Consider the following 19,268-nt stretch of genomic DNA (forward strand, 5'->3'; position numbering starts at 1 on the left):
CTCGCTCATGTGCAGGCCGCCGTCGGCGCTTACGCCGGGCGACGCTCCCACAGCGCGTAATGCACCTGGCCGGCCTTCTGCTCGCGGTGCAGGCGCCAGTTGCCGGGCATGCCGAGGCTCGATGGCACTTGCTCGCTCTCGGTGTACACCCAGGCATCGGCGGCCAGCCAGCCGCGTTCTTCCAGCAGCGTGCAGGCGGGCAGCAACAGATCCTGGCTGAACGGCGGATCGAGAAACACCAGATCGAACGGCGTGGCCGGCTGGCTCTGCAGGTAGGCGAGGGCATCACTTTGCAGCACCTGACCGTTGTCACAGCGCAGAGTCGCCAGATGGCCGCGCAGGCTGGTCACGGCCGCCGGGTTGAGGTCCAGGGCCAGGGCGCTGCCGGCGCCGCGCGATAGCGCTTCGAGAAAAAGCGCGCCACTGCCGGCAAAGGGGTCGAGCACCTTGGCGGCTTCGACGTAAGGTGCCAGCCAGTTGAACAGGGTTTCCCGTACCCGGTTGGGCGTGGGCCGCAAGCCATGGGCCATCGGGAAGCTGAACTGGCGGCTGCGCCATTGCCCGGCAATGATGCGCAGCTGCCCGTCGCCACCATGGGCGGCGGGCGCTTTGCCGGAGGTCGGTCGTCTGGCCATCAGTGCTCCGGTACTGCAGCGGGCTGTTCAGCCGGTTTGTCGGTGGGCGGTGGCAGTTCTTTCTGCTCGACCGTCGGCCCGGCACTGACGATCACCAGGGCCTCGGGATCGAGGTGCTCCGCCATGGCGGCTTTCACCTGCTCGACGCTGAGCGCCTGCACCTTGGCCATGAAGTCTTCCAGGTAGGTCAGTGGCAGGTCGTAGAAGCCGATGGCGCCGAGTTGGCCGACGATGGCCGCGTTGCTGGCGGTGGACAGCGGGAAGCTGCCGGCCATTTCGCGTTTGGCGGCGTCCAGTTCCTGCTGGGTCGGACCGTTGGCGATGAAGTCACGCAGCAGATCCTTGACCAGTTGCAGGGTGCCTTCGCTGAGCTCGGCACGGGTCTGCAGGTTGATCATGAACGGGCCGCGCGCCTGCATGGCGGTGAAGCCGGAATATACGCCATAGGTCAGGCCGCGTTTCTCACGCACTTCGCTCATCAGCCGGGTGCCGAAGCCGCCGCCGCCGAATACCTGGTTGCCCAGGTACAGCGCCGCGTAGTCCGGGTCTTCACGGGTGATGCCGAGCTGGGCGATCAGCAGGTGGGTCTGGTTGGACGGAAACTCGATATGGGTCAAGCCAGGCTTGGGCGCCTCGGGCTCGACGGTCTTCGCCAGTGCCGGGCCCTTGGGCAGCGCGGCGGAGACCTCGGCGGCCATGGCTTCGGCCTCCTCGCGGGACAGGTCGCCGACCAGGGCGATCACCGCGTTGCCGGCAGCGTAGGCCTTGGCATGGAAGGCCTGCAGCTGTTCGCGGCTGATGCCGGGAACCGACTGCGCGGTACCTTCGCTGGGGTGGCCGTAGGGGTGGTTGCCATACAGGCGCTCGAACAGCTCGAGGCTGGCCAGCTTGCCCGGGTTCTGCTTCTGGAACTCGAAGCCGGCAAGGATCTGGTTCTTGATGCGCGCCAGGGAATCGGCCGGAAAGGTCGGCTGGCCGATCACCTGCTCGAACAGCTTCAGGGCCGGCTCGCGCTGTTCGGCGGCGCTGAGGCTGCGCAGGCTGGTGATCGCCATGTCGCGGTAGGCGCCATTGCCGAACTCGGCCCCCAGGCTCTCGAAGCCGGCGGCGATGGCACCGACGTCCTTGCCGGGTACGCCTTCGTTGAGCATGGCGTTGGTCAGCAGCGCCAGACCGGGTACGTCGCCGTCCTGGCTGCTGCCGGCGGCGAAGGTCAGGCGCAGGTCGAACATCGGCAACTCGCGGGCTTCGACGAACAGCACCTTGGCGCCTTCGGCGGTCTGCCAGCTCTGGATGTCCAGTTTGCGGCGGGCCGGTTCCTTGCCGTCCAGCTCGGCCAGCGACTGCAGCTGGCTGTCGTCGGCCGAGGCGGGCTGGGCGACGGGCTGGGCGGCATCCGGCGCGCGTTTGACGGTAAAGGCCAGGGCCGCCAGCAGGGCGATCAAAAACAAGCCCAGCAGGGCATAGCGCGGGCCGTTGCGCTTACTCATCGCGCTTCTCCTCGGGCAGAACGTGGGCGACGCTGAGGCGATCGCGGGTGAAATAGGTCTTGGCGGCTTTCTGGATGTCGGCCGGGGTCACGGCCTCCAGTTCGGCCAGTTCCTGGTCGATCAGCTTCCAGGACAGGCCGACGGTTTCCAGCTGGCCGATGGCGGTGGCCTGGCTGCTGATCGAGTCGCGGTCATAGACCAGCTCGGCGATCAGTTGGGCACGTACGCGGGCCAGTTCTTCGGCCGAGGGCGCAGTGTTCTGCAGGTCCTGCAGTTCGCGCCAGATGCCCGCTTCGGTCTGTTTCAGGGTCTTGCCGGTCTGCACGTTGGGCGTGGCAGAGATCGTGAACAGGCTGTCGCCGCGGGTGTAGCCGTTGTACCAGGCGCCCGCGCCGGAGACCAATTCCTCGCCGCGCTCCAGGCGAGTGGCCAGGCGTGCGCTGTAGCCACCGTCGAGCAGGGCGGCGATCAGGCGCAGGGCATGCACGTCACGCGGGTTCTCGGCGGTGGCCAGGCCCGGCACGTTGAAGCCCATCATCAGGCTCGGCAGCTGGGTCTTCAGGTGCAGGGTGATCTGCCGCTCGCCGGGTTCTGCCAGCTCCAGGGGGATCTTCGCAGCAGGTACGTCACGCTTGGGGATTGCACCGAAGTAGCGCTGAGCCAGGGCTTTCACGCCGTCGGCGGTGACGTCGCCGACCACCACCAGGGTGGCGTTGTTGGGCACGTACCAGGTCTGGTACCAGTGGCGCAGCTCGTCCACGCTCATGCGGTCCAGGTCGGCCATCCAGCCGATGGTCGGAATGCTGTAGCCGCTGGCCGGATAGGCCATGGCCTTGAAGCGCTCGTAGGCCAGGCCCGACGGCTTGTCGTCGGTGCGCAGGCGGCGCTCTTCCTTGATCACCTCGATCTCGCGCGCGAACTCTTCCGACGGCAGGCGCAGGCTGGCCAGGCGGTCGGCCTCCAGCTCGAAGGCCACGCCCAGGCGGTCAGCGGCCAGCACCTGGTAATAGGCGGTGTAGTCGTCGCTGGTGAAGGCGTTCTCTTCGGCGCCGAGGTCGCGCAGTACCCGCGAGGCTTCGCCGGGGCCGAGCTTGCGGCTGCCCTTGAACATCATGTGCTCCAGGGCGTGGGACAGGCCGGTCTGGCCGGCGGTCTCGTAGCTGGAGCCGACCTTGTACCAGATCTGCGAGACCACCACGGGGGCGCGGTGGTCTTCGCGGACGATGACCTTGAGGTCGTTATCCAGGGTGAATTCGTGGGTGGGTTGCGGTGCCGCGGCCTGCGCCCCGATGGGCAGGGCACAGACGGCCAGTAGCAGGCCGGCGAGATGGCGGGCAAGTGAACTGGACAAACCTCTCTCCTCGTTGAACCACGCCGGGCGTGGGATTGCGGTCGGGTGTGAGCGCGGTGCAGCGTCGCCGGAGCAGGCCGTCAGAGCGGTCTCGTGGCTTAGCCGTGGCGGCTGCGGAGGTGCTAGGATACGCATCCGTTTTAACGGCGACCACGTCCTGTGCAGTGGCAGTCTGCATTTAACAGGCCGTTGAAAAACTATCTACGTTGCCATTGCTGCGTTAAAAACAGCCTCAAAATGCTCATGTACAACTCGTACACTCCGCTTTTTCGGCTGTTTTTGCCTTGCACTGGCTGCCTCGCCTACGTTTTTCAACGGCCTGTTGATCAGCCGGCCGAGCTGCAAGCCCTCGGCCACATGTGCCCAGGCCCCATGGCGTTCGCCCCAGTGAGATAGCCGTCCTCCATGTTTGGTTCAAAAGACGACAACAAGACCCCGGCCCCCGAGCAGGGTGCCGAGAAAGCCGAAAAACGTGGCCTGTTTGGCTGGTTGCGCAAGAAGCCGACCGAGCCTGCACCAGCCGCTCAGGAGCCACAGGCCGAGGTGCCAGAGGCACTGCCGCAAGCATCGTCCGAGCCGGCGCCCCAAGAGCCCTTAGCCGAGGCCCCGGCGGCTGTGGAAAGCGCCCCGGTCGAACGCGACCCGATCGAAGCACCGGTTTTCAGCGAGCCGGCCGTCGCCGCTGAGCGTGTGCTCGATGACGCCACCCGTCATGGCCCCGAGGCGCTGTCCGCGCCGATTGCCGAGCAGCCGGCGGCGCAGCCCGAGCATTCGCCTGAGCTTGCCGCCGGCAGCGACGTGCAGCATGCCGTACCCGCCACCCCAGCTGCGGTGCTCTCTGCACCGGCCGAAGCGGTCAGCGAGCCGGTCGTCGAGCAGAACAAACCCTCGGACAACAAGGGCGGCTGGTTCGCCCGCCTGCGCCAGGGGCTGTCGAAGACCAGTGCCAGCATCGGCGAAGGCATGGCCAGCCTGTTCCTCGGCAGGAAGGCCATCGACGATGACCTGCTCGACGAGATCGAAACCCGTCTGCTCACCGCCGACGTCGGTGTGGAGGCCACCACGGCGATCATCGGCAGCCTGACCCAGAAGGTAGCCCGCAAGCAGCTGACCGACAGCGACGCGCTGTTCAAGGCGCTGCAGGAAGAGTTGGCCGCCATGCTGCGCCCGGTCGAACAGCCACTGCAGATCGACAGCGCCAAGCGTCCCTACGTGATCCTGGTGGTCGGCGTGAATGGCGCCGGCAAGACCACCACCATCGGCAAATTGGCCAAGAAGCTGCAGGGCGAGGGCAAGAAGGTCATGCTCGCCGCGGGCGATACCTTCCGCGCCGCTGCCGTCGAGCAGCTGCAGGTGTGGGGCGAGCGCAACAAGATTCCGGTGATCGCCCAGCACACCGGCGCCGATTCGGCCTCGGTGATCTTCGATGCCGTGCAGGCCGCCAAGGCCCGTGGCATCGACGTGCTGATCGCCGATACCGCTGGCCGTCTGCACACCAAGGACAACCTGATGGAGGAGCTGAAGAAGGTCCGTCGGGTGATCGGCAAGCTTGATGACAGCGCGCCCCATGAAGTGCTGCTGGTGCTCGATGCCGGCACCGGTCAGAACGCCATCAACCAGGCCAAACAATTCAACCAGACGGTGAACTTGACCGGCCTGGCCCTGACCAAGCTGGATGGCACGGCCAAGGGCGGGGTGATCTTCGCCCTGGCCAAGCAGTTCGGCCTGCCGATTCGCTATATCGGCGTGGGTGAGGGGATCGACGATCTGCGCACCTTCGAGGCCGAACCCTTCGTTCAGGCGCTTTTCCAGCAGCGGGAGCAGTGATGATCCGATTCGAGCAGGTCGGCAAGCGTTACCCCAACGGCCATGTCGGGTTGCATGAGTTGAGTTTCCGCGTGCGCCGCGGCGAGTTTCTGTTCGTCACCGGCCACTCCGGCGCCGGCAAGAGCACCCTGCTGCGCCTGCTGCTGGCCATGGAGCGCCCGACCTCGGGCAAGCTGCTGCTGGCCGGCCAGGACCTGGGGCAGATCAGCAACGCGCAGATTCCCTTTCTGCGCCGGCAGATCGGCGTGGTGTTCCAGAACCACCAGCTGCTGTTCGACCGCAGCGTGTTCGATAACGTGGCCTTGCCGCTGCAGATCCTCGGCTTGTCCAAGAGCGATATCGGCCGTCGTGTCGGCGCGGCCCTGGAGCGGGTTTCCCTGAGCGACAAGGCCGAGCTGTACCCTGGCGATCTGTCGACCGGGCAGCAACAGCGCGTCGGCATCGCCCGCGCCATCGTCCATCGTCCGGCCCTGCTGCTGGCCGACGAACCCACCGGTAATCTCGACCCGCGTCTGGCGGCAGAAATCATGGGCGTATTCGAAGACATCAACCGTCTCGGCACCAGCGTGCTGATCGCCAGTCACGACCTGGCGCTGATCGCGCGCATGCGTCACCGCATGCTCACCCTGCAACGCGGCCGCCTGATCGGCGATGGGGAGGCAGGCGAATGAGTGCTTCGCGCATGCCGCCACCGCAGCCGTCGCAACGCGTAGGCGCGGCGCCCAAGAATGCCGAACCGCAAGGCCCGGACAACGAACCGGATTTCCGCACTCTGGCGCGCGCCTGGGTGGAAAGCCATCGGGCCAGCCTGGTCGACAGCTTGCGCCGCCTTGGAAAGCACCCGATCGGCAGCTTCTTTACCTGCCTGGTAATGGCTGTGGCGCTGAGCTTGCCCATGGGCCTTTCGCTTTTACTCGGCAATGTCGAGCGTCTTGGCGGCACCTGGGAGCGTGCTGCGCAGATATCGGTGTTCCTCAAGATCGACGCCAGCGATAGTCAGGGCCAGGCCCTGCGCGAAGAGATCGCCGGCATGGACGACGTGGCTGAAGCCGAATGGATCAGTCGCGAAAAGGCTCTTGAAGAGTTTCAGCAGCAGTCCGGGTTGGGCGAAGCCCTCAAGGAGTTGCCGAGCAATCCGTTGCCCGGCGCTGTGCTGGTCACGCCCAAGGAGGTCGACAAGGCCACTCTTGAGGCGTTGCGTTTGCGTTTGGCAGAGCTGCCCAACGTGGAGCAGGCACAGCTGGACTTGGTCTGGGTCGAGCGTTTGAGCGCCATCCTCAAGTTGGGCGACCGTTTCGTTTTTGGCCTCACGGTTTTGCTGATCATGGCGCTGCTGCTGGTGATCGGTAACACCATCCGCCTGCATATCGAGAACCGGCGTACCGAGATCGAGGTGATCAAGCTGGTGGGCGGCACCGATAGCTATGTACGCCGGCCGTTCCTTTACATGGGTGCGCTGTATGGCCTGGGCGCCGGTGTGCTGGCGTGGCTGGTGCTGGCCTTTGGGCTGAACTGGTTGAACGATGCCGTGGTGCGCCTGTCCGGATTGTATGGCAGTGATTTCGCGTTGGCCGGTGTGCCGCCGGGTGACGGCTTCTCCCTATTGCTGGGGGCGGTGCTGTTGGGGTATATCGGTGCGTGGCTGGCGGTGGCGCGACATCTGAGGGAGCTTGCCCCCCGCTGAGGCGCCGTCAAAGATTGCTGCGCGTCGGCCATGCGGCGTTGAAAGCAGGCTCGGAATGCTCATGTACAAAAGTACACTCTGCTTCCTCGCCTCCTTTCACCTTGCATGGCTCTAGCTCGCGAATCTTTGGGCCAAGTTATCAGGCTGTTTGAGGCTGGCTCAAGTTATTGATTTGGTTGATATTGACTATTGGCCGGGGAACCAGGATGGTGGCTTCCGGTCATATTGCGCAGTGCTACACTGCGTATGTTTCGTGAATCGGAGGATTCGAATGTCCACTTCCTTGCAACCTGTTCATGCTCTGGTTCCAGGCGCCAACCTGGAAGCTTACGTGCATGCCGTTAACAGCATTCCGCTGCTGACGCCCGAGCAGGAGCGCGAACTGGCCGGTAATCTCTTCTACAAGCAGGACCTCGACGCAGCTCGCCAGATGGTATTGGCGCACCTGCGTTTCGTCGTGCATATCGCGCGCAGTTACTCCGGCTACGGGCTGGCCCAGGCCGACCTGATCCAGGAAGGCAATGTAGGCCTGATGAAGGCGGTCAAGCGCTTCAATCCCGAGATGGGTGTACGCCTGGTGTCGTTCGCCGTGCACTGGATTCGTGCGGAAATCCACGAGTTCATTCTCAAGAACTGGCGGATCGTCAAGGTCGCCACCACCAAGGCACAACGCAAGCTGTTCTTCAATCTGCGCAGTCAGAAGAAGCGCCTGGCCTGGTTGAACAACGACGAAGTCAACGCCGTTGCCGAAAGCCTGGGTGTCGAAGCGCGCGAAGTGCGTGAGATGGAAAGTCGCCTGACAGGCCAGGACATGGCCTTCGACCCGGCAGCCGATGCCGATGACGACAGCGCTTTCCAGTCGCCAGCCCAGTATCTGGAAGATCATCGTTACGATCCGGCTCGGCAGATGGAAGACGAAGACTGGAGCGATACCTCCAGTGCCAACCTGCATGAGGCCCTCGAGGCGCTCGACGAGCGCAGCCGCGACATCCTGCAGCAACGCTGGTTGGCCGAGGAAAAGGCCACGCTGCACGAGTTGGCGGCCAAGTACAACGTCTCGGCCGAGCGTATCCGTCAGTTGGAGAAGAACGCGATGAACAAGCTCAAGGGCTCCATCGCCGCCTGATCCGGCCTGCAACACCAAAACGCCCAGACTCTGTTCGGGGCGTTTTTGTTTGGGGGTGAAAGATGGCGGAGCGGGTATTTGTGAGAGCGGGCGGGGACGCCTAGTCCAGGCCCGCGAAATGGATTTCCCTGGAAGTGAAGTTCGCGGGCATGGCCCGCTCCCACAGAGAGCAGAATGCTGGCTTCTTTAGCTTTTCAGTCTGGCTACTTAGCCCACCAGGCCGGCCGCGGTGCTGCCAACTGATCGAGATAGTGACTGCCACCCAGCTGGCGCATCTGTCGGCGAATCCAGTTGGCGCGCTGATTGACGTAACCACTGGGGCGACCGGCATCGTACTGCCGCGGGTTGGGCAGCACGGCCGCAAGCAGGCTGGCCTGACGCGTCGACAGGTAAGAGGCGCCGATATTGAAATGGTGCCGAGCCGCGGCCTCGGCACCGAATACGCCATCGGCCCATTCCGCGCTGTTGAGGTAGACCTCGAGGATGCGCTCCTTGGGCCACAACAGTTCGATCAGCGCCGTGAACCACACCTCGATACCCTTGCGCAGCCAGCTACGGCCGGACCACAGGAACAGGTTCTTGGCCACCTGTTGGCTGAGGGTGCTGGCACCGCGTACCGAGCCGCCCTGCTGGTTGTGCGACAACGCTACCTTGATCGCCTCGACGTCGAAGCCCCAGTGCTGGGCGAACTTCTGGTCTTCGCTGGCGATCACAGCGATCTTCAGGTCATCCGGCAGCTGATCCCAGGAGCGCCAGGTGCGTTGCAGGTCGATGGGCTTGCCGTCGACCCAGGATTCGATCTTGCGCTCGACCATCAGCGCCGTGCCCGGTGGCGGCACCCAGCGCAGGGCGAGCACCAGCAGGATGGAGCCGGCAATGAACCAGAGCAGCAACTTCAGCAGGAGGCGGCGAAGGGATCGGAGCATGCGCAGGGAGCCAGGCTTGATGGCCGTTTAGTATACGGCGCCTGGTGGTGTTGCGGACAACGCTGCGGCAATCCGGGGCGCGCGTCTTGGCGGGTGTCGGCGTAAACTGCATCCTCGTTAATGTCGCGATCGGTGAGGACGCTATGGTTCGCCTGTGGTTGTTGCTGTCGGCCTTCGCCGGCTTTTCCGGGGTTGCGCTGGGCGCCTTCGCCGCCCATGGCCTGAAGAGCAGGCTGAGCGCCGAGTACCTGGCCGTGTTCCAGACCGGCACTCACTACCAACTGATCCATGCCCTGGCCCTGCTGGGCGTGGCCATCCTGGCGCTGGTTGCGCCGGGGCGCCTGGTGAATCTGGCCGGGTTTTTTTTCGCCGCCGGGATCCTGCTGTTCTCGGGTAGCCTGTACCTGCTGACCCTCAGTGGCATCAGCAAGCTGGGCATCATCACCCCCTTTGGCGGCCTGGCCTTTCTGGCCGGCTGGGCGTGCCTGGGCCTGCTGGCCTGGCGCATGGCCTGAGACCAATGGCAGGCCTGCGCCTTGGTCATCGCCGGGGATCGGGCTAGAATGCCGGCCCTTTCTCCTGTTGTGACGGGTCGCCATGCATATCCAGTTGAACGGTGAAACCCTCGAGCTGCCCGAAGGTGCCAGTGTCGCCGACCTGATCGAGCGCCTGGAGCTGAGCGGGCGCCGCGTGGCGGTCGAGCGCAACCTCGATATCGTGCCGCGCAGCCAGTACGCCAGCACGGCGCTGGCCGACGGTGATCGCCTCGAAGTGGTCCATGCCATCGGCGGCGGTTGAGCCCGGCGCCGCGCCCTTCCAACTTACTGCAGAGGAATCTCCATGAGCCACGCTGTCAGCGACAAGCCCTTTACCCTGGCCGGCCGCACCTACCAGTCGCGTCTGCTGGTCGGCACTGGTAAATACAAGGATCTCGACGAAACCCGCGACGCCATCGAGGCCTCGGGTGCGGAGATCGTCACCGTGGCGGTGCGCCGTACCAATATCGGCCAGAATCCGGGCGAGCCGAATCTGCTCGACGTGATCTCGCCGGATCGCTACACCATCCTGCCCAATACCGCCGGCTGCTACGACGCCGTCGAGGCCGTGCGCACCTGCCGCCTGGCCCGCGAGCTGCTCGACGGCCACAAGCTGGTCAAGCTGGAAGTGCTGGCCGACCAGAAGACCCTGTTCCCAAACGTGATCGAAACCCTCAAGGCCGCCGAAGTGCTGGTCAAGGAAGGCTTCGATGTGATGGTTTACACCAGTGATGACCCGATCATCGCCCGCCAGCTCGCCGACATGGGCTGCATCGCCGTGATGCCCCTGGCCGGCCTGATCGGCACCGGCCTGGGCATCTGCAACCCCTACAACCTGCGCATCATCCTCGAAGAGGCCAAGGTGCCCGTGCTGGTCGATGCCGGCGTCGGCACGGCGTCCGACGCGACCATCGCCATGGAACTGGGCTGCGAGGCGGTGCTGATGAACAGCGCCATCGCCCATGCCCAGCATCCGGTGCTGATGGCCCAGGCCATGAAATACGCCATCGAGGCAGGCCGCCTGGCCTACCTGGCCGGGCGTATGCCGAAGAAGCTCTATGCCAGCGCGTCTTCCCCCTTGGAGGGGCTGATCCGCTGACTCTCCACGATCAGCTGCGCGTCGGCCCTGCTGCGTTGAAAACAGGCTCGGAATGCTCATGTACAAAAGTACACTCCGCTTCCTCGCCTGTTTTTGCGGGGCCGCCTAGGCCTTGCATGGCTCTAGCTCGCAAGATCGTTTAGCTGCCCCCCTTTATCAATTTAATACCTGCGTTGCCGAGTGTCCCAATGAGCGATATCGAACAAACCCCAGCCGAAGAAACCCCACGGCACATGCGCGCCATCAAGAGTTTCGTGATGCGTGCCGGACGCATGACCGAAGGCCAGCAGCGTGGCTTCGACCAGGGGCTGCCGAAATTCGGCCTGGAGTTGAGCGATGGCATGCAGGATTTCGACGCGGTGTTCGGGCGCCAGGCGCCGCGCACCTTCGAAATCGGCTTTGGCATGGGTCACTCCACGTTGGAAATGGCCGCCGCCGCGCCTGAGCAGGATTTTATCGGTGTGGAAGTGCACCGGCCTGGCGTGGGCGCCTTGCTCAATGGGGTGATGACGCAGAACCTGACCAACCTGCGCGTATACAGCTGCGATGCCCTGGAAGTACTGCGTCAGTGCGTGCCCGACGCCAGCCTCGACCGCGTGCTGCTGTTCTTCCCCGATCCCTGGCACAAGGCGCGGCATAACAAGCGCCGCATCGTGCAGCCGGCGTTCGCCGAGCTGGTCCGCCAGAAGCTCAAGGTCGGCGGCGTGCTGCACATGGCTACCGACTGGGAGCCCTATGCCGAATACATGCTGGAGGTGATGAACGTGGCACCCGGTTATCGCAACCTCGCCGCCGACGGGCGCTGCGTCGAACGCCCGGCCGAGCGCCCGGTGACCAAGTTCGAACGTCGCGGCGAGCGCCTCGGCCACGGCGTCTGGGACCTCAAGTTCGAGCGCATCGACTGAGCTTATGACTCGCCTGTCGAGGCGTCAGGCCCGCCGCGCCGGCCATGCACGCCATCGTCCGCAATGGCAGATGCCCCAGCCCAGCGCTCGCGCGGCCTGGGCAGCGCGCCTGCTGTTGCCGGTGACGGCGCTGGTCATGGCGGTCTGCGCTGCGGCGCTGCTGTTCACGGTGGGGCAGGCGCTGCATAGCGGCGTGGCCATCTCACCGTCTAGAATCGGCCCGGCGACCTTTTACCCGCTTGCCACCCACCCACTGGGCTATTGCCTGACGTTGCTGCTGCACAGCTTGATCGCCTTTGCCATGGCCGGGGCGAGCTGGTTCTGCTGGCGCATGTCGCGGCAGGGCTGATCAGGCCGTGGCGCCGCGCAGTTGTTGCAGCAGGCGCGGGCCAAACACGTTGATCAGCAAACCGAGCATGACGATGGCCGCGCCGAGCCACTGCACGGTGCTCAGTGCCTCGCCGAGAAACAGCCACGCCGAGCTGAGGCCGACCACCGGCACCAGCAGCGAGAACGGCGCCACCTGGCTGGCCGGGTAGCGCGACAGCAGGCGGCTCCACAGGCCATAGCCGAGCAGGGTGGCGATAAAGGCCAGGTAGGCGATGGCCAGCAGCGAGCTGAGAGAAATGCTGCGCAGTGCCGCTTCGATCTGCGCTGGTCCCTCCAGTATTAGCGACAGGGCCAGGAACGGCAGCGGCGGAATCAGGCTGCCCCAGACCACCAGGCTGACCAGGTTGACCTTGCCGATGCGCTTGGTGACCACGTTGCCCAGGCCCCACATCGCCGCTGCGCACAGGGTCAGCACGAAACCGGCCAGGGTAAAGGCGCGCCCGCTTTCGCTACCGATCAGCAGCAGGCCGGCCGCCGCTACCACCAGGCCGATCAGGCTGCTGCGACGTACCGTTTCGCCAATGAACAGTGCCGCGAAACCCAGGGTGAAGAACGCCTGCGCCTGCAGCACCAGCGACGCCAGGCCGGCCGGCATGCCGACGTACATGGCCGAGAACAGAAAGGCGAACTGCCCCAGGGAAATGGTCAGGCCGTAAGCCAGCAGCCAGCGCAGCGGCATGTCCGGACGGCGGATGAACAGAATGGCGGGAAAGGCGGCGAGCATGAAGCGCAGGGCGCCGAGCAGCATGGGCGGCACACCCTCGAGGCCGACCTTGATGATCACGAAATTGACGCCCCAGGCGACGATCACCACAGCGGCCAGCAGGATATCCTTGGGTGTCATGGGCGCGGCCTCGGGTGGTGGTATGCGGACCCCCAGGCTAGCGCGGATGGACTGGGCTGACACGCCACAGTTGGCGGCATTTTTCCCAATACAGCGTTACACAAATAAAAACGCCCCGAGCGGGTCGGGGCGTTCTGGCTTTCGACAGTCGCGATCAGACGGTCAGCGTCCAATCGTAGTCGACGATCAGCGGCGCGTGCTGCGAGAAGCGCGGCTGGCGCGGCAGGCGGGCACTGCGCACGCTACGGCGCATGCCCGGGGTGAGCAGCTGGTAGTCGAAGCGATAGCCCAGGTTGAGCATCTCCGCCTGTTCGTTGTCCGGCCACCAGCTGAACTGGTCGGCCTCGCGATTGACCTCGCGTACGGCGTCAACATAGCCCATGGTGCCGGTCACTTCGTCCATCCAGGCACGCTCGGGCGCCATGAAACCGGGCGATTGCTGGCAGTCGCGCCAGTTCTTCACGTCCAGTTTCTGATGGGCGACATACAGCGAGCCGCAGTAGATATAGTCGCGGCGCTTGCGGCGCTGCTTGTCCAGATACTTGGAGAAATCGTCCATGAACTTGAATTTCTGATTCAGGTTCTCGTCGCCGCCCATCCCCGATGGCAGCAGCAGCGAGGCGATACTCACTTTATCGAAATCAGCCTGCAGGTAGCGCCCGTAGCGATCGGCCGTTTCAAAACCGAGCCCGCTTATTACCGCCTTGGGTTGCAACCGCGAATACAGCGCCACGCCACCCTGGCTTGGTACTTCTGCATCGCAGGCATAGAGGAAATAGCCATCCAGTTGGAGGGCTTGGTCGTCCAGTTCAAAGGCGGAGGCACGGGTATCCTGCAGGCAGATCACGTCGGCATTCTGTGCTTGCAGCCAACTGAGCAAACCGCGCTCGACTGCAGCATGAATACCATTCACGTTCACACTGATGATCCGCATAAATGGCCCCCAAAAACACGTGCGTGTATGATACCTGAGCTAGACGTCGTTTAGTAATTCAAAGCCACATCCTGTGCTGCCTCAAGGTCTTTCATGCAAACGTATCAGCGCGATTTCATTCGATTTGCCATCGAGCGAGGCGTCCTGCGCTTCGGCCAGTTCACCCTCAAATCGGGTCGCGTCAGCCCGTATTTCTTCAATGCCGGGCTGTTCGACAGCGGCCTGGCGCTGGCCAAGCTGGGTCGTTTCTATGCCGCGGCTGTGGTGAACAGCGGCATTTCCTTCGATGTGCTGTTCGGCCCGGCCTACAAGGGCATTCCGCTGGCGGCCAGCACCGGTGTGGCCCTGGCCGAGCACCACGACGTCGACACGCCCTGGTGCTTCAACCGCAAGGAAGCCAAGGATCACGGCGAGGGCGGCACTCTGGTTGGCGCGCCGCTCAATGGTCGTGTGCTGATCATCGATGACGTGATCACCGCCGGCACGGCGATCCGCGAGGTGATGCAGATCATCCAGGCGCAAGGCGCCCAGGCCGCCGGCGTGCTGATCGCCCTGGATCGCCAGGAGCGAGGCCGCGGTGAGCTGTCGGCGATCCAGGAAGTCGAGCGCGACTTCAATATTCCGGTGGTCAGCATTGTGTCCCTGCAGCAGGTGCTGGAATATCTGGCCGATGATGCTGAACTGAAGCAACATCTGCCCGCCGTCGAAGCCTACCGGGCCGAATTCGGCATCTGACCCCGGCTCGCCAAGAGAACGCGCCCATGACCACCTCGCCGCTGATGCGTCGCACCCTCTGGCTTGGCCTGTTGCTGCCGTTATGGGCCAGTGGTGCTGAGATGTACCGCTATACCAACGCCCAGGGCATCACCGTGATCGACCGTCAGGGCGTACCCAGCGAGTTCATTGCCAAGGGTTACGACGTGCTCAATGAACAAGGGCGGGTCATCCGCGTGGTGCCGCCAGCGCCGACCGCGGAAGAAATGCAAAAGATCCTCGCCGATCGCGAGCGGGCCAAGTCCGATGCGCAGTTGTTGCGCCTGTACAGCAGCCTCGAGGATGTCGACCGTGCCCAGGCGCGCAAGCTCGCCGAGCTCGACGGGCTGATCGGTGTGGCCAAGGGCAACCTGCAATCGGTGCGCCAGCAGCAGGCCAACCTGCAGAAGCAGGCCGCTGACCAGGAGCGGGCGGGGCGCGAAGTGCCCAAACCTCTACTCGATCAGATCACCAGCCAGCGTGACGAGCAGGTTCGGGTAAAGAAGGATATCGAGCGCTATCAGGCTGCGCGTGCCCAGGCACAAAAAATCTTTGCAGCGGATCGTACGCGGGTCGCTGAGCTGCTCGGGCAGGGCCGCTAGGCCCGGCGCCCTCTAGCACCCTTGGCAGCCGTTTAACGCCGTGGTACGGCGCGGGTGCGGCCACTGCTGTCGATGGCCACGAATACGAACACGGCTTCCGTGACCTTGCGCCACTCGCTGGACAGCGGGTCGTCGCTCCACACCTCCACCAGCATCTGGATCGAGCTGCGGCCAACCTCAAGTGCCTGGGTATAGAAAGACAGCTGCGCACCAACCGGCACCGGAACCAGAAAGGCCATGCGGTCAATGGCCACCGTCGCCACGCGGCCTGCCGCGACCTTGGTGGCCATGGCGGTGCCTGCCAGGTCCATCTGCGAAACCAGCCAGCCGCCATAGATGTCGCCGAAGCCATTGGTTTCGCGCGGCAGTGCGGTGATCTGCAGGGCCAGGTCGCCTTGCGGTATCGGGTCTTCCTGTTCGAGGTCTTTCATCTGTTCACGGCTCGCGGCGCAGTGGTGGGCCCTGCAGCGCAGGGGCCGGGAAAGTATACCGGCTGGGTGGTTGCATCGCGACCTTAGCGCGTTGCAGACGCGTGCGCACGCCGATTCGCGATTCGTACATGCCTGCCCGCGTCGTCATCCAACTGTCATATTGGTTACATAGAGTGGTCACATGGGCTGACGATACTGAGCCCCGTTCCAACCAACACGACCCCAATCGTGACAAGGCGGCAGATCGGGCGCTACGACCACGGCAGCCAGCCTTTCAATGATTACCACTCAGCTAGGAGCAAGGCATGAAACTGAAGCGTTTGATGGCGGCCATGACTTTCGTCGCCGCTGGCGTCGCGACCGCCAACGCGGTTGCCGCTGTCGATCCGGCTCTGCCGACCTATGAGAAAACCTCGGGTGTATCGGGCAACCTGTCCAGCGTCGGCTCCGACTCTCTGGCCAACCTGATGACCCTGTGGGCTGAGAGCTACAAGCAGTCCTACCCGAACGTGAACATCCAGATCCAGGCTGCTGGCTCTTCCACGGCGCCACCCGCGCTGACCGAAGGCACCGCCAACCTCGGCCCGATGTCGCGCCCCATGAAGGACAGCGAAATCCAGGCTTTCGAGCAGAAATTCGGTTACAAGCCGACTGCCGTACCGGTCGCCATCGATGCCCTGGCGGTATTCGTGCACAAGGACAACCCGATCAAGCAACTGACCATGCAGCAGGTCGACGCCATCTTCTCCAGCACCCGTCTGTGCGGTGAAGCCAAGGACGTGAAAACCTGGGGCGAGCTGGGCCTGAGCGGCGAGTGGGCGGCCAAGCCTATCCAGCTGTTCGGCCGTAACTCGGTATCCGGCACCTATGGCTACTTCAAGGAAGAAGCCCTGTGCAAAGGCGACTTCAAGTCCAATGTCAACGAGCAGCCGGGTTCGGCTTCCGTGGTGCAGTCGATCTCCAGCACCGTCAACGCCATCGGTTACTCGGGCATCGGCTACCGCACCGCCAGCGTGCGCGCCGTTCCCCTGGTCAACAAGAAGGGTGAAGTCGAGGAAGCCAACGAGAACAACGCGCTGTCGGGCAAGTACCCGCTGGCTCGCTTCTTCTACATCTACGTGAACAAGGCGCCTAACAAGCCGCTGAGCCCGCTGGATGCCGAGTTCCTCAAGCTGATCCTGTCCAAGCAGGGCCAGGACGTGGTGGTCAAGGACGGCTACATCCCGCTGCCGCTCAAGGTCATCGAGAAGACCCGCAAGGAACTGGGTCTGTAAGCAGACCGCTCCAGGCAACCCCGCAGCCCGCCTCTCCTCGAGAGGTGGGCTTCGCTACGTCACCGTGCTGTAACTTTTCTGTCACACGAACCGGCTAGATTGTCCGGGCTCGCGAAACAGACGAAAAATACGGCGCGCTCATGGCCGCGCAGAGACGCTCTCCATTATGAATGACTTGGCAAGTGAACCCATGACCGCCTCTCCCAATTCCCTAGGGCTGGACTTCAACACGCCGGCCCTGCAACGCAAGCGGCGCATGCGCGCCTTCAAGGATCGCCTGGCCCGCTGGTGCGTATCCATCGGTGGCCTGGCCGTACTGGGCGCCATCACCCTGATCTTCTTCTATCTCGCCTATGTCGTGCTGCCGATGTTCCAGGGTGCCGACCTCGAGAAGCGTGATGCCATACAGCCAGCCTGGCTGGCCGATGCCGGCAAGCCGCTGCTGATGGCGCTGGAAGAGCAGAACCAGGTCGGCATGCGCCTGGCCAGCGATGGCAAGATCCAGTTCTTCGATGCCAAGAGCATGGAGGCCCTGACCACCATCGACCTGCCCCTGCCGGCCGGCAGCGAAGTGGTTTCGGTGGGGCAGGACCAGCCGGGCAGCCACCGGGTCGCCCTCGGTCTGTCCAATGGCCAGGCACTGGTGTTCGAACACACCTATCGCATCACCTATCCGGACGACGTGAAGACCATCACCCCGTCCATCGTCTACCCGTTCGGCGAAGCGCCGCTGACCATCGATCCGCAAGGCCGTCCGCTGGAGCACATGGGCATCAGTGTGAACAGCGGCACGCTGCTGATCGCCGGTTCCGTGGGCAGCGAGCTGCAGGTGCTGAGCCTGAGCCGCGAAGAAAACATGATGACCGGCGAGGTCGAGGTCAGCGAAGAGCGCCTGGCGCTGCCGCAGATCGCCGAGCCGATCAAGGAGTTGATCATCGAGCCACGCCAGCACTGGCTGTTCGTGATCAACGGGCGCGCCACCGCCGACGTATTCGACCTGCGCGCCAAGGCCCTCAACGGGCGCTACAAGCTGCTCAACGACGGCACTCGCGAAGTGACCCACGCCACCTCGCTGCTGGGCGGTATCTCGCTGCTCACGGGTGACAGTACCGGTGGCATCCGCCAGTGGTTCATGGTGCGTGACGAAGACGGCAAGTCCGAGCTCAAGCAGGTGCGTGAATTCCAGCTGGCCGACAGCCCGGTCAGCCAGATCATCTCCGAAGAACGCCGCAAGGGCTTCATCGCCCTGGACGAGAAGGGCAATCTGGGGATTTTCCACAGTACCGCGCACCGCACCCTGCTGGTCGAGCCGGTGGCCGAAGGCCACAACATCGCCGCCCTGTCGCCGCGTGCCAACCGCGCCCTGGTCGAAGCCAATGGCAAGATCGAGCGCATCCTGATCGACAATCCCCACCCGGAGATTTCCTGGAGTTCGCTGTGGGGCAAGGTCTGGTACGAGAACTATGACAAGCCGGAGTACGTCTGGCAGTCGACTTCCGCCAGTACCGATGCCGAGCCCAAGCTGAGTCTGGCGCCGCTGGCCTTCGGGACCCTCAAGGCGGCCTTCTACGCCATGCTGCTGGCCGCCCCGCTGGCCATCGCCGCGGCGATCTACACCGCCTACTTCATGGCGCCAGCCATGCGCGGCAAGGTCAAGCCGGTCATCGAGCTGATGGAAGCGCTGCCCACGGTGATCCTCGGCTTCTTCGCCGGTCTGTTCCTGGCGCCTTATGTCGAGGGCCACCTACCCGGTATCTTCAGCCTGCTGATCTTCACTCCGATCGGGATCCTGCTGGCCGGCTTCCTCTGGAGCCGTCTGCCCGAAGCGGTACGTCTGCGCGTGCCGGACGGCTGGGAAGCCGCCCTGCTGATTCCGGTGATCATGCTGGTCGGCTCCTTCTCCCTGAGCATGAGCGGGCATCTGGAGAACTGGCTGTTCGACGGCAACATGCGCGCCTGGCTGACCAATGACCTGGGTATTCCGTTCGATCAGCGCAACGCCCTGGTGGTCGGTCTGGCCATGGGTTTCGCGGTGATCCCGAACATCTACTCGATCGCCGAAGACGCGGTGTTCAGCGTGCCCAAGAGCCTGACCTTCGGCTCCCTAGCGCTCGGTGCCACGCCCTGGCAGACCCTCACCCGCGTGGTGATCCTGACCGCCAGCCCGGGCATCTTCTCGGCGCTGATGATCGGCATGGGCCGCGCCGTTGGCGAAACCATGATCGTGCTGATGGCCACCGGCAACACGCCGATCATGGACATGAACATCTTCCAGGGCCTGCGCACCCTGGCGGCCAACGTGGCGGTGGAAATGCCTGAATCGGAGGTTGGCGGTACGCACTATCGCGTGTTGTTCCTCTCCGCGCTGGTGCTGCTGACCTTCACGTTCTTCATGAACACCTTGGCCGAGCTGGTGCGTCAGCGCCTGCGCGTCAAATACGCATCGCTCTGAGGACTGCAA

Annotated in this window: 20 protein-coding genes; 13 read left to right on the top strand and 7 right to left on the bottom strand. The window is 64.1% G+C overall.

Features of this window, described 5'->3' with window-relative positions:
* Nucleotides 1-29: 29 nt before the first annotated feature.
* Genes rsmD through BM154_RS17545 form a run of 3 tightly spaced genes read right to left on the bottom strand, consistent with a single transcriptional unit; the run spans nucleotide 30 to nucleotide 3,476 of the window.
* Nucleotides 30-635 (bottom strand): 16S rRNA (guanine(966)-N(2))-methyltransferase RsmD, encoded by a 606-nt coding sequence (gene rsmD / locus BM154_RS17535; RefSeq protein WP_074886977.1) that lies wholly within the window; start codon nucleotides 633-635, stop codon nucleotides 30-32.
* Complete coding sequence (locus BM154_RS17540; RefSeq protein WP_074886980.1) at nucleotides 635-2,125, bottom strand: M16 family metallopeptidase; 1,491 nt, start codon at nucleotides 2,123-2,125, stop codon at nucleotides 635-637. The genes rsmD and BM154_RS17540 overlap by 1 nt, the downstream gene beginning before the upstream one ends.
* Complete coding sequence (locus BM154_RS17545) at nucleotides 2,118-3,476, bottom strand: M16 family metallopeptidase (RefSeq protein ID WP_074886983.1); 1,359 nt, start codon at nucleotides 3,474-3,476, stop codon at nucleotides 2,118-2,120. Before BM154_RS17545 ends, BM154_RS17540 begins: the two co-directional genes overlap by 8 nt.
* A 405-nt stretch (nucleotides 3,477-3,881) precedes the next feature.
* Between BM154_RS17545 and ftsY the strand changes: the two genes are divergently transcribed.
* The 4 genes from ftsY to rpoH all read left to right on the top strand — a co-directional run bounded on the left by ftsY (nucleotide 3,882) and on the right by rpoH (nucleotide 8,113).
* Nucleotides 3,882-5,303, top strand: coding sequence for a signal recognition particle-docking protein FtsY (gene ftsY / locus BM154_RS17550; RefSeq protein ID WP_074886986.1), 1,422 nt, complete (start codon nucleotides 3,882-3,884; stop codon nucleotides 5,301-5,303).
* A complete protein-coding gene (gene ftsE / locus BM154_RS17555) occupies nucleotides 5,303-5,974 on the top strand; it encodes a cell division ATP-binding protein FtsE (RefSeq protein WP_074886989.1) in 672 nt (223 codons plus the stop codon). The genes ftsY and ftsE overlap by 1 nt, the downstream gene beginning before the upstream one ends.
* Nucleotides 5,971-6,987 carry a permease-like cell division protein FtsX gene (gene ftsX, locus BM154_RS17560; protein ID WP_074886991.1) on the top strand — a complete coding sequence of 339 codons (1,017 nt, stop codon included), beginning with the start codon at nucleotides 5,971-5,973 and terminating at the stop codon, nucleotides 6,985-6,987. Before ftsE ends, ftsX begins: the two co-directional genes overlap by 4 nt.
* Nucleotides 6,988-7,258: 271 nt before the next feature.
* Nucleotides 7,259-8,113 (top strand): RNA polymerase sigma factor RpoH, encoded by an 855-nt coding sequence (gene rpoH / locus BM154_RS17565; RefSeq protein WP_070884720.1) that lies wholly within the window; start codon nucleotides 7,259-7,261, stop codon nucleotides 8,111-8,113.
* A 203-nt stretch (nucleotides 8,114-8,316) separates the two neighbouring features.
* Here rpoH and mtgA read toward each other — a convergent pair whose 3' ends face one another.
* Nucleotides 8,317-9,039: a monofunctional biosynthetic peptidoglycan transglycosylase gene (gene mtgA / locus BM154_RS17570; protein WP_074886993.1), complete on the bottom strand. Its 723-nt coding sequence runs from the start codon at nucleotides 9,037-9,039 to the stop codon at nucleotides 8,317-8,319.
* A 143-nt stretch (nucleotides 9,040-9,182) separates the two neighbouring features.
* On the opposite strand from mtgA, the gene BM154_RS17575 reads away from it, so the two are divergent.
* The 5 genes from BM154_RS17575 (at nucleotide 9,183) to BM154_RS17595 (ending at nucleotide 11,928) form a co-directional block, all read left to right on the top strand.
* Nucleotides 9,183-9,554 (top strand): DUF423 domain-containing protein, encoded by a 372-nt coding sequence (locus tag BM154_RS17575; RefSeq protein WP_074886995.1) that lies wholly within the window; start codon nucleotides 9,183-9,185, stop codon nucleotides 9,552-9,554.
* An 82-nt stretch (nucleotides 9,555-9,636) separates the two neighbouring features.
* Complete coding sequence (gene thiS / locus BM154_RS17580; protein ID WP_074886998.1) at nucleotides 9,637-9,837, top strand: sulfur carrier protein ThiS; 201 nt, start codon at nucleotides 9,637-9,639, stop codon at nucleotides 9,835-9,837.
* A 42-nt stretch (nucleotides 9,838-9,879) separates the two neighbouring features.
* On the top strand, nucleotides 9,880-10,674 hold the full coding sequence (locus BM154_RS17585; protein ID WP_074887001.1) for a thiazole synthase: 795 nt from the start codon (nucleotides 9,880-9,882) through the stop codon (nucleotides 10,672-10,674).
* A 188-nt stretch (nucleotides 10,675-10,862) separates the two neighbouring features.
* The gene (gene trmB, locus BM154_RS17590; RefSeq protein ID WP_074887004.1) at nucleotides 10,863-11,579 is read left to right on the top strand and encodes a tRNA (guanosine(46)-N7)-methyltransferase TrmB; all 717 of its coding nucleotides are present in this window, start codon (nucleotides 10,863-10,865) and stop codon (nucleotides 11,577-11,579) included.
* A 4-nt stretch (nucleotides 11,580-11,583) separates the two neighbouring features.
* Nucleotides 11,584-11,928, top strand: coding sequence for a hypothetical protein (locus BM154_RS17595; RefSeq protein WP_074887010.1), 345 nt, complete (start codon nucleotides 11,584-11,586; stop codon nucleotides 11,926-11,928).
* Here BM154_RS17595 and BM154_RS17600 read toward each other — a convergent pair whose 3' ends face one another.
* Both BM154_RS17600 and BM154_RS17605 read right to left on the bottom strand, forming a co-directional pair.
* Nucleotides 11,929-12,813, bottom strand: a complete 885-nt coding sequence (locus BM154_RS17600) for an EamA family transporter (RefSeq protein WP_074887012.1) — start codon at nucleotides 12,811-12,813, stop codon at nucleotides 11,929-11,931.
* A gap of 154 nt (nucleotides 12,814-12,967) precedes the next feature.
* The gene (locus BM154_RS17605) at nucleotides 12,968-13,747 is read right to left on the bottom strand and encodes an exodeoxyribonuclease III (RefSeq protein WP_070884712.1); all 780 of its coding nucleotides are present in this window, start codon (nucleotides 13,745-13,747) and stop codon (nucleotides 12,968-12,970) included.
* A 93-nt stretch (nucleotides 13,748-13,840) separates the two neighbouring features.
* Here BM154_RS17605 and pyrE point away from each other — a divergent pair, with 93 nt between their 5' ends.
* Nucleotides 13,841-14,482, top strand: coding sequence for an orotate phosphoribosyltransferase (gene pyrE / locus BM154_RS17610; protein WP_074887015.1), 642 nt, complete (start codon nucleotides 13,841-13,843; stop codon nucleotides 14,480-14,482).
* 26 nt (nucleotides 14,483-14,508) lie between these two features.
* On the top strand, nucleotides 14,509-15,102 hold the full coding sequence (locus BM154_RS17615; protein WP_074887018.1) for a DUF4124 domain-containing protein: 594 nt from the start codon (nucleotides 14,509-14,511) through the stop codon (nucleotides 15,100-15,102).
* 32 nt (nucleotides 15,103-15,134) lie between these two features.
* On the opposite strand, the gene BM154_RS17620 is transcribed toward BM154_RS17615, so the two are convergent.
* Nucleotides 15,135-15,533, bottom strand: coding sequence for an acyl-CoA thioesterase (locus BM154_RS17620; RefSeq protein WP_074887020.1), 399 nt, complete (start codon nucleotides 15,531-15,533; stop codon nucleotides 15,135-15,137).
* A gap of 305 nt (nucleotides 15,534-15,838) precedes the next feature.
* Between BM154_RS17620 and BM154_RS17625 the strand changes: the two genes are divergently transcribed.
* Nucleotides 15,839-16,807: a PstS family phosphate ABC transporter substrate-binding protein gene (locus tag BM154_RS17625; RefSeq protein ID WP_074887023.1), complete on the top strand. Its 969-nt coding sequence runs from the start codon at nucleotides 15,839-15,841 to the stop codon at nucleotides 16,805-16,807.
* Nucleotides 16,808-16,973: 166 nt separating this feature from the next.
* Nucleotides 16,974-19,259, top strand: coding sequence for an ABC transporter permease subunit (locus BM154_RS17630; protein ID WP_074887028.1), 2,286 nt, complete (start codon nucleotides 16,974-16,976; stop codon nucleotides 19,257-19,259).
* The last annotated feature ends 9 nt before the right edge of the window (nucleotides 19,260-19,268 follow it).

Origin of the sequence: Phytopseudomonas argentinensis, from assembly GCF_900113905.1 — a bacterium.
In the GTDB taxonomy this organism is placed as follows: Bacteria; Pseudomonadota; Gammaproteobacteria; order Pseudomonadales; family Pseudomonadaceae; genus Aquipseudomonas; species Aquipseudomonas argentinensis.

Bases quoted from the DNA above. Each gene is read 5' to 3' on its own strand.
- BM154_RS17620 (WP_074887020.1), bottom strand. From the start codon at position 15,533: ATGAAAGACCTCGAACAGGAAGACCCGATACCGCAAGGCGACCTGGCC.
- ftsY (WP_074886986.1), top strand. From the start codon at position 3,882: ATGTTTGGTTCAAAAGACGACAACAAGACCCCGGCCCCCGAGCAGGGT.
- BM154_RS17575 (WP_074886995.1), top strand. From the start codon at position 9,183: ATGGTTCGCCTGTGGTTGTTGCTGTCGGCCTTCGCCGGCTTTTCCGGG.
- thiS (WP_074886998.1), top strand. From the start codon at position 9,637: ATGCATATCCAGTTGAACGGTGAAACCCTCGAGCTGCCCGAAGGTGCC.
- BM154_RS17625 (WP_074887023.1), top strand. From the start codon at position 15,839: ATGAAACTGAAGCGTTTGATGGCGGCCATGACTTTCGTCGCCGCTGGC.
- rsmD (WP_074886977.1), bottom strand. From the start codon at position 635: ATGGCCAGACGACCGACCTCCGGCAAAGCGCCCGCCGCCCATGGTGGC.
- trmB (WP_074887004.1), top strand. From the start codon at position 10,863: ATGAGCGATATCGAACAAACCCCAGCCGAAGAAACCCCACGGCACATG.
- ftsE (WP_074886989.1), top strand. From the start codon at position 5,303: ATGATCCGATTCGAGCAGGTCGGCAAGCGTTACCCCAACGGCCATGTC.
- pyrE (WP_074887015.1), top strand. From the start codon at position 13,841: ATGCAAACGTATCAGCGCGATTTCATTCGATTTGCCATCGAGCGAGGC.
- ftsX (WP_074886991.1), top strand. From the start codon at position 5,971: ATGAGTGCTTCGCGCATGCCGCCACCGCAGCCGTCGCAACGCGTAGGC.
- BM154_RS17585 (WP_074887001.1), top strand. From the start codon at position 9,880: ATGAGCCACGCTGTCAGCGACAAGCCCTTTACCCTGGCCGGCCGCACC.
- rpoH (WP_070884720.1), top strand. From the start codon at position 7,259: ATGTCCACTTCCTTGCAACCTGTTCATGCTCTGGTTCCAGGCGCCAAC.
- mtgA (WP_074886993.1), bottom strand. From the start codon at position 9,039: ATGCTCCGATCCCTTCGCCGCCTCCTGCTGAAGTTGCTGCTCTGGTTC.
- BM154_RS17615 (WP_074887018.1), top strand. From the start codon at position 14,509: ATGACCACCTCGCCGCTGATGCGTCGCACCCTCTGGCTTGGCCTGTTG.
- BM154_RS17600 (WP_074887012.1), bottom strand. From the start codon at position 12,813: ATGACACCCAAGGATATCCTGCTGGCCGCTGTGGTGATCGTCGCCTGG.
- BM154_RS17630 (WP_074887028.1), top strand. From the start codon at position 16,974: ATGAATGACTTGGCAAGTGAACCCATGACCGCCTCTCCCAATTCCCTA.
- BM154_RS17605 (WP_070884712.1), bottom strand. From the start codon at position 13,747: ATGCGGATCATCAGTGTGAACGTGAATGGTATTCATGCTGCAGTCGAG.
- BM154_RS17540 (WP_074886980.1), bottom strand. From the start codon at position 2,125: ATGAGTAAGCGCAACGGCCCGCGCTATGCCCTGCTGGGCTTGTTTTTG.
- BM154_RS17595 (WP_074887010.1), top strand. From the start codon at position 11,584: ATGACTCGCCTGTCGAGGCGTCAGGCCCGCCGCGCCGGCCATGCACGC.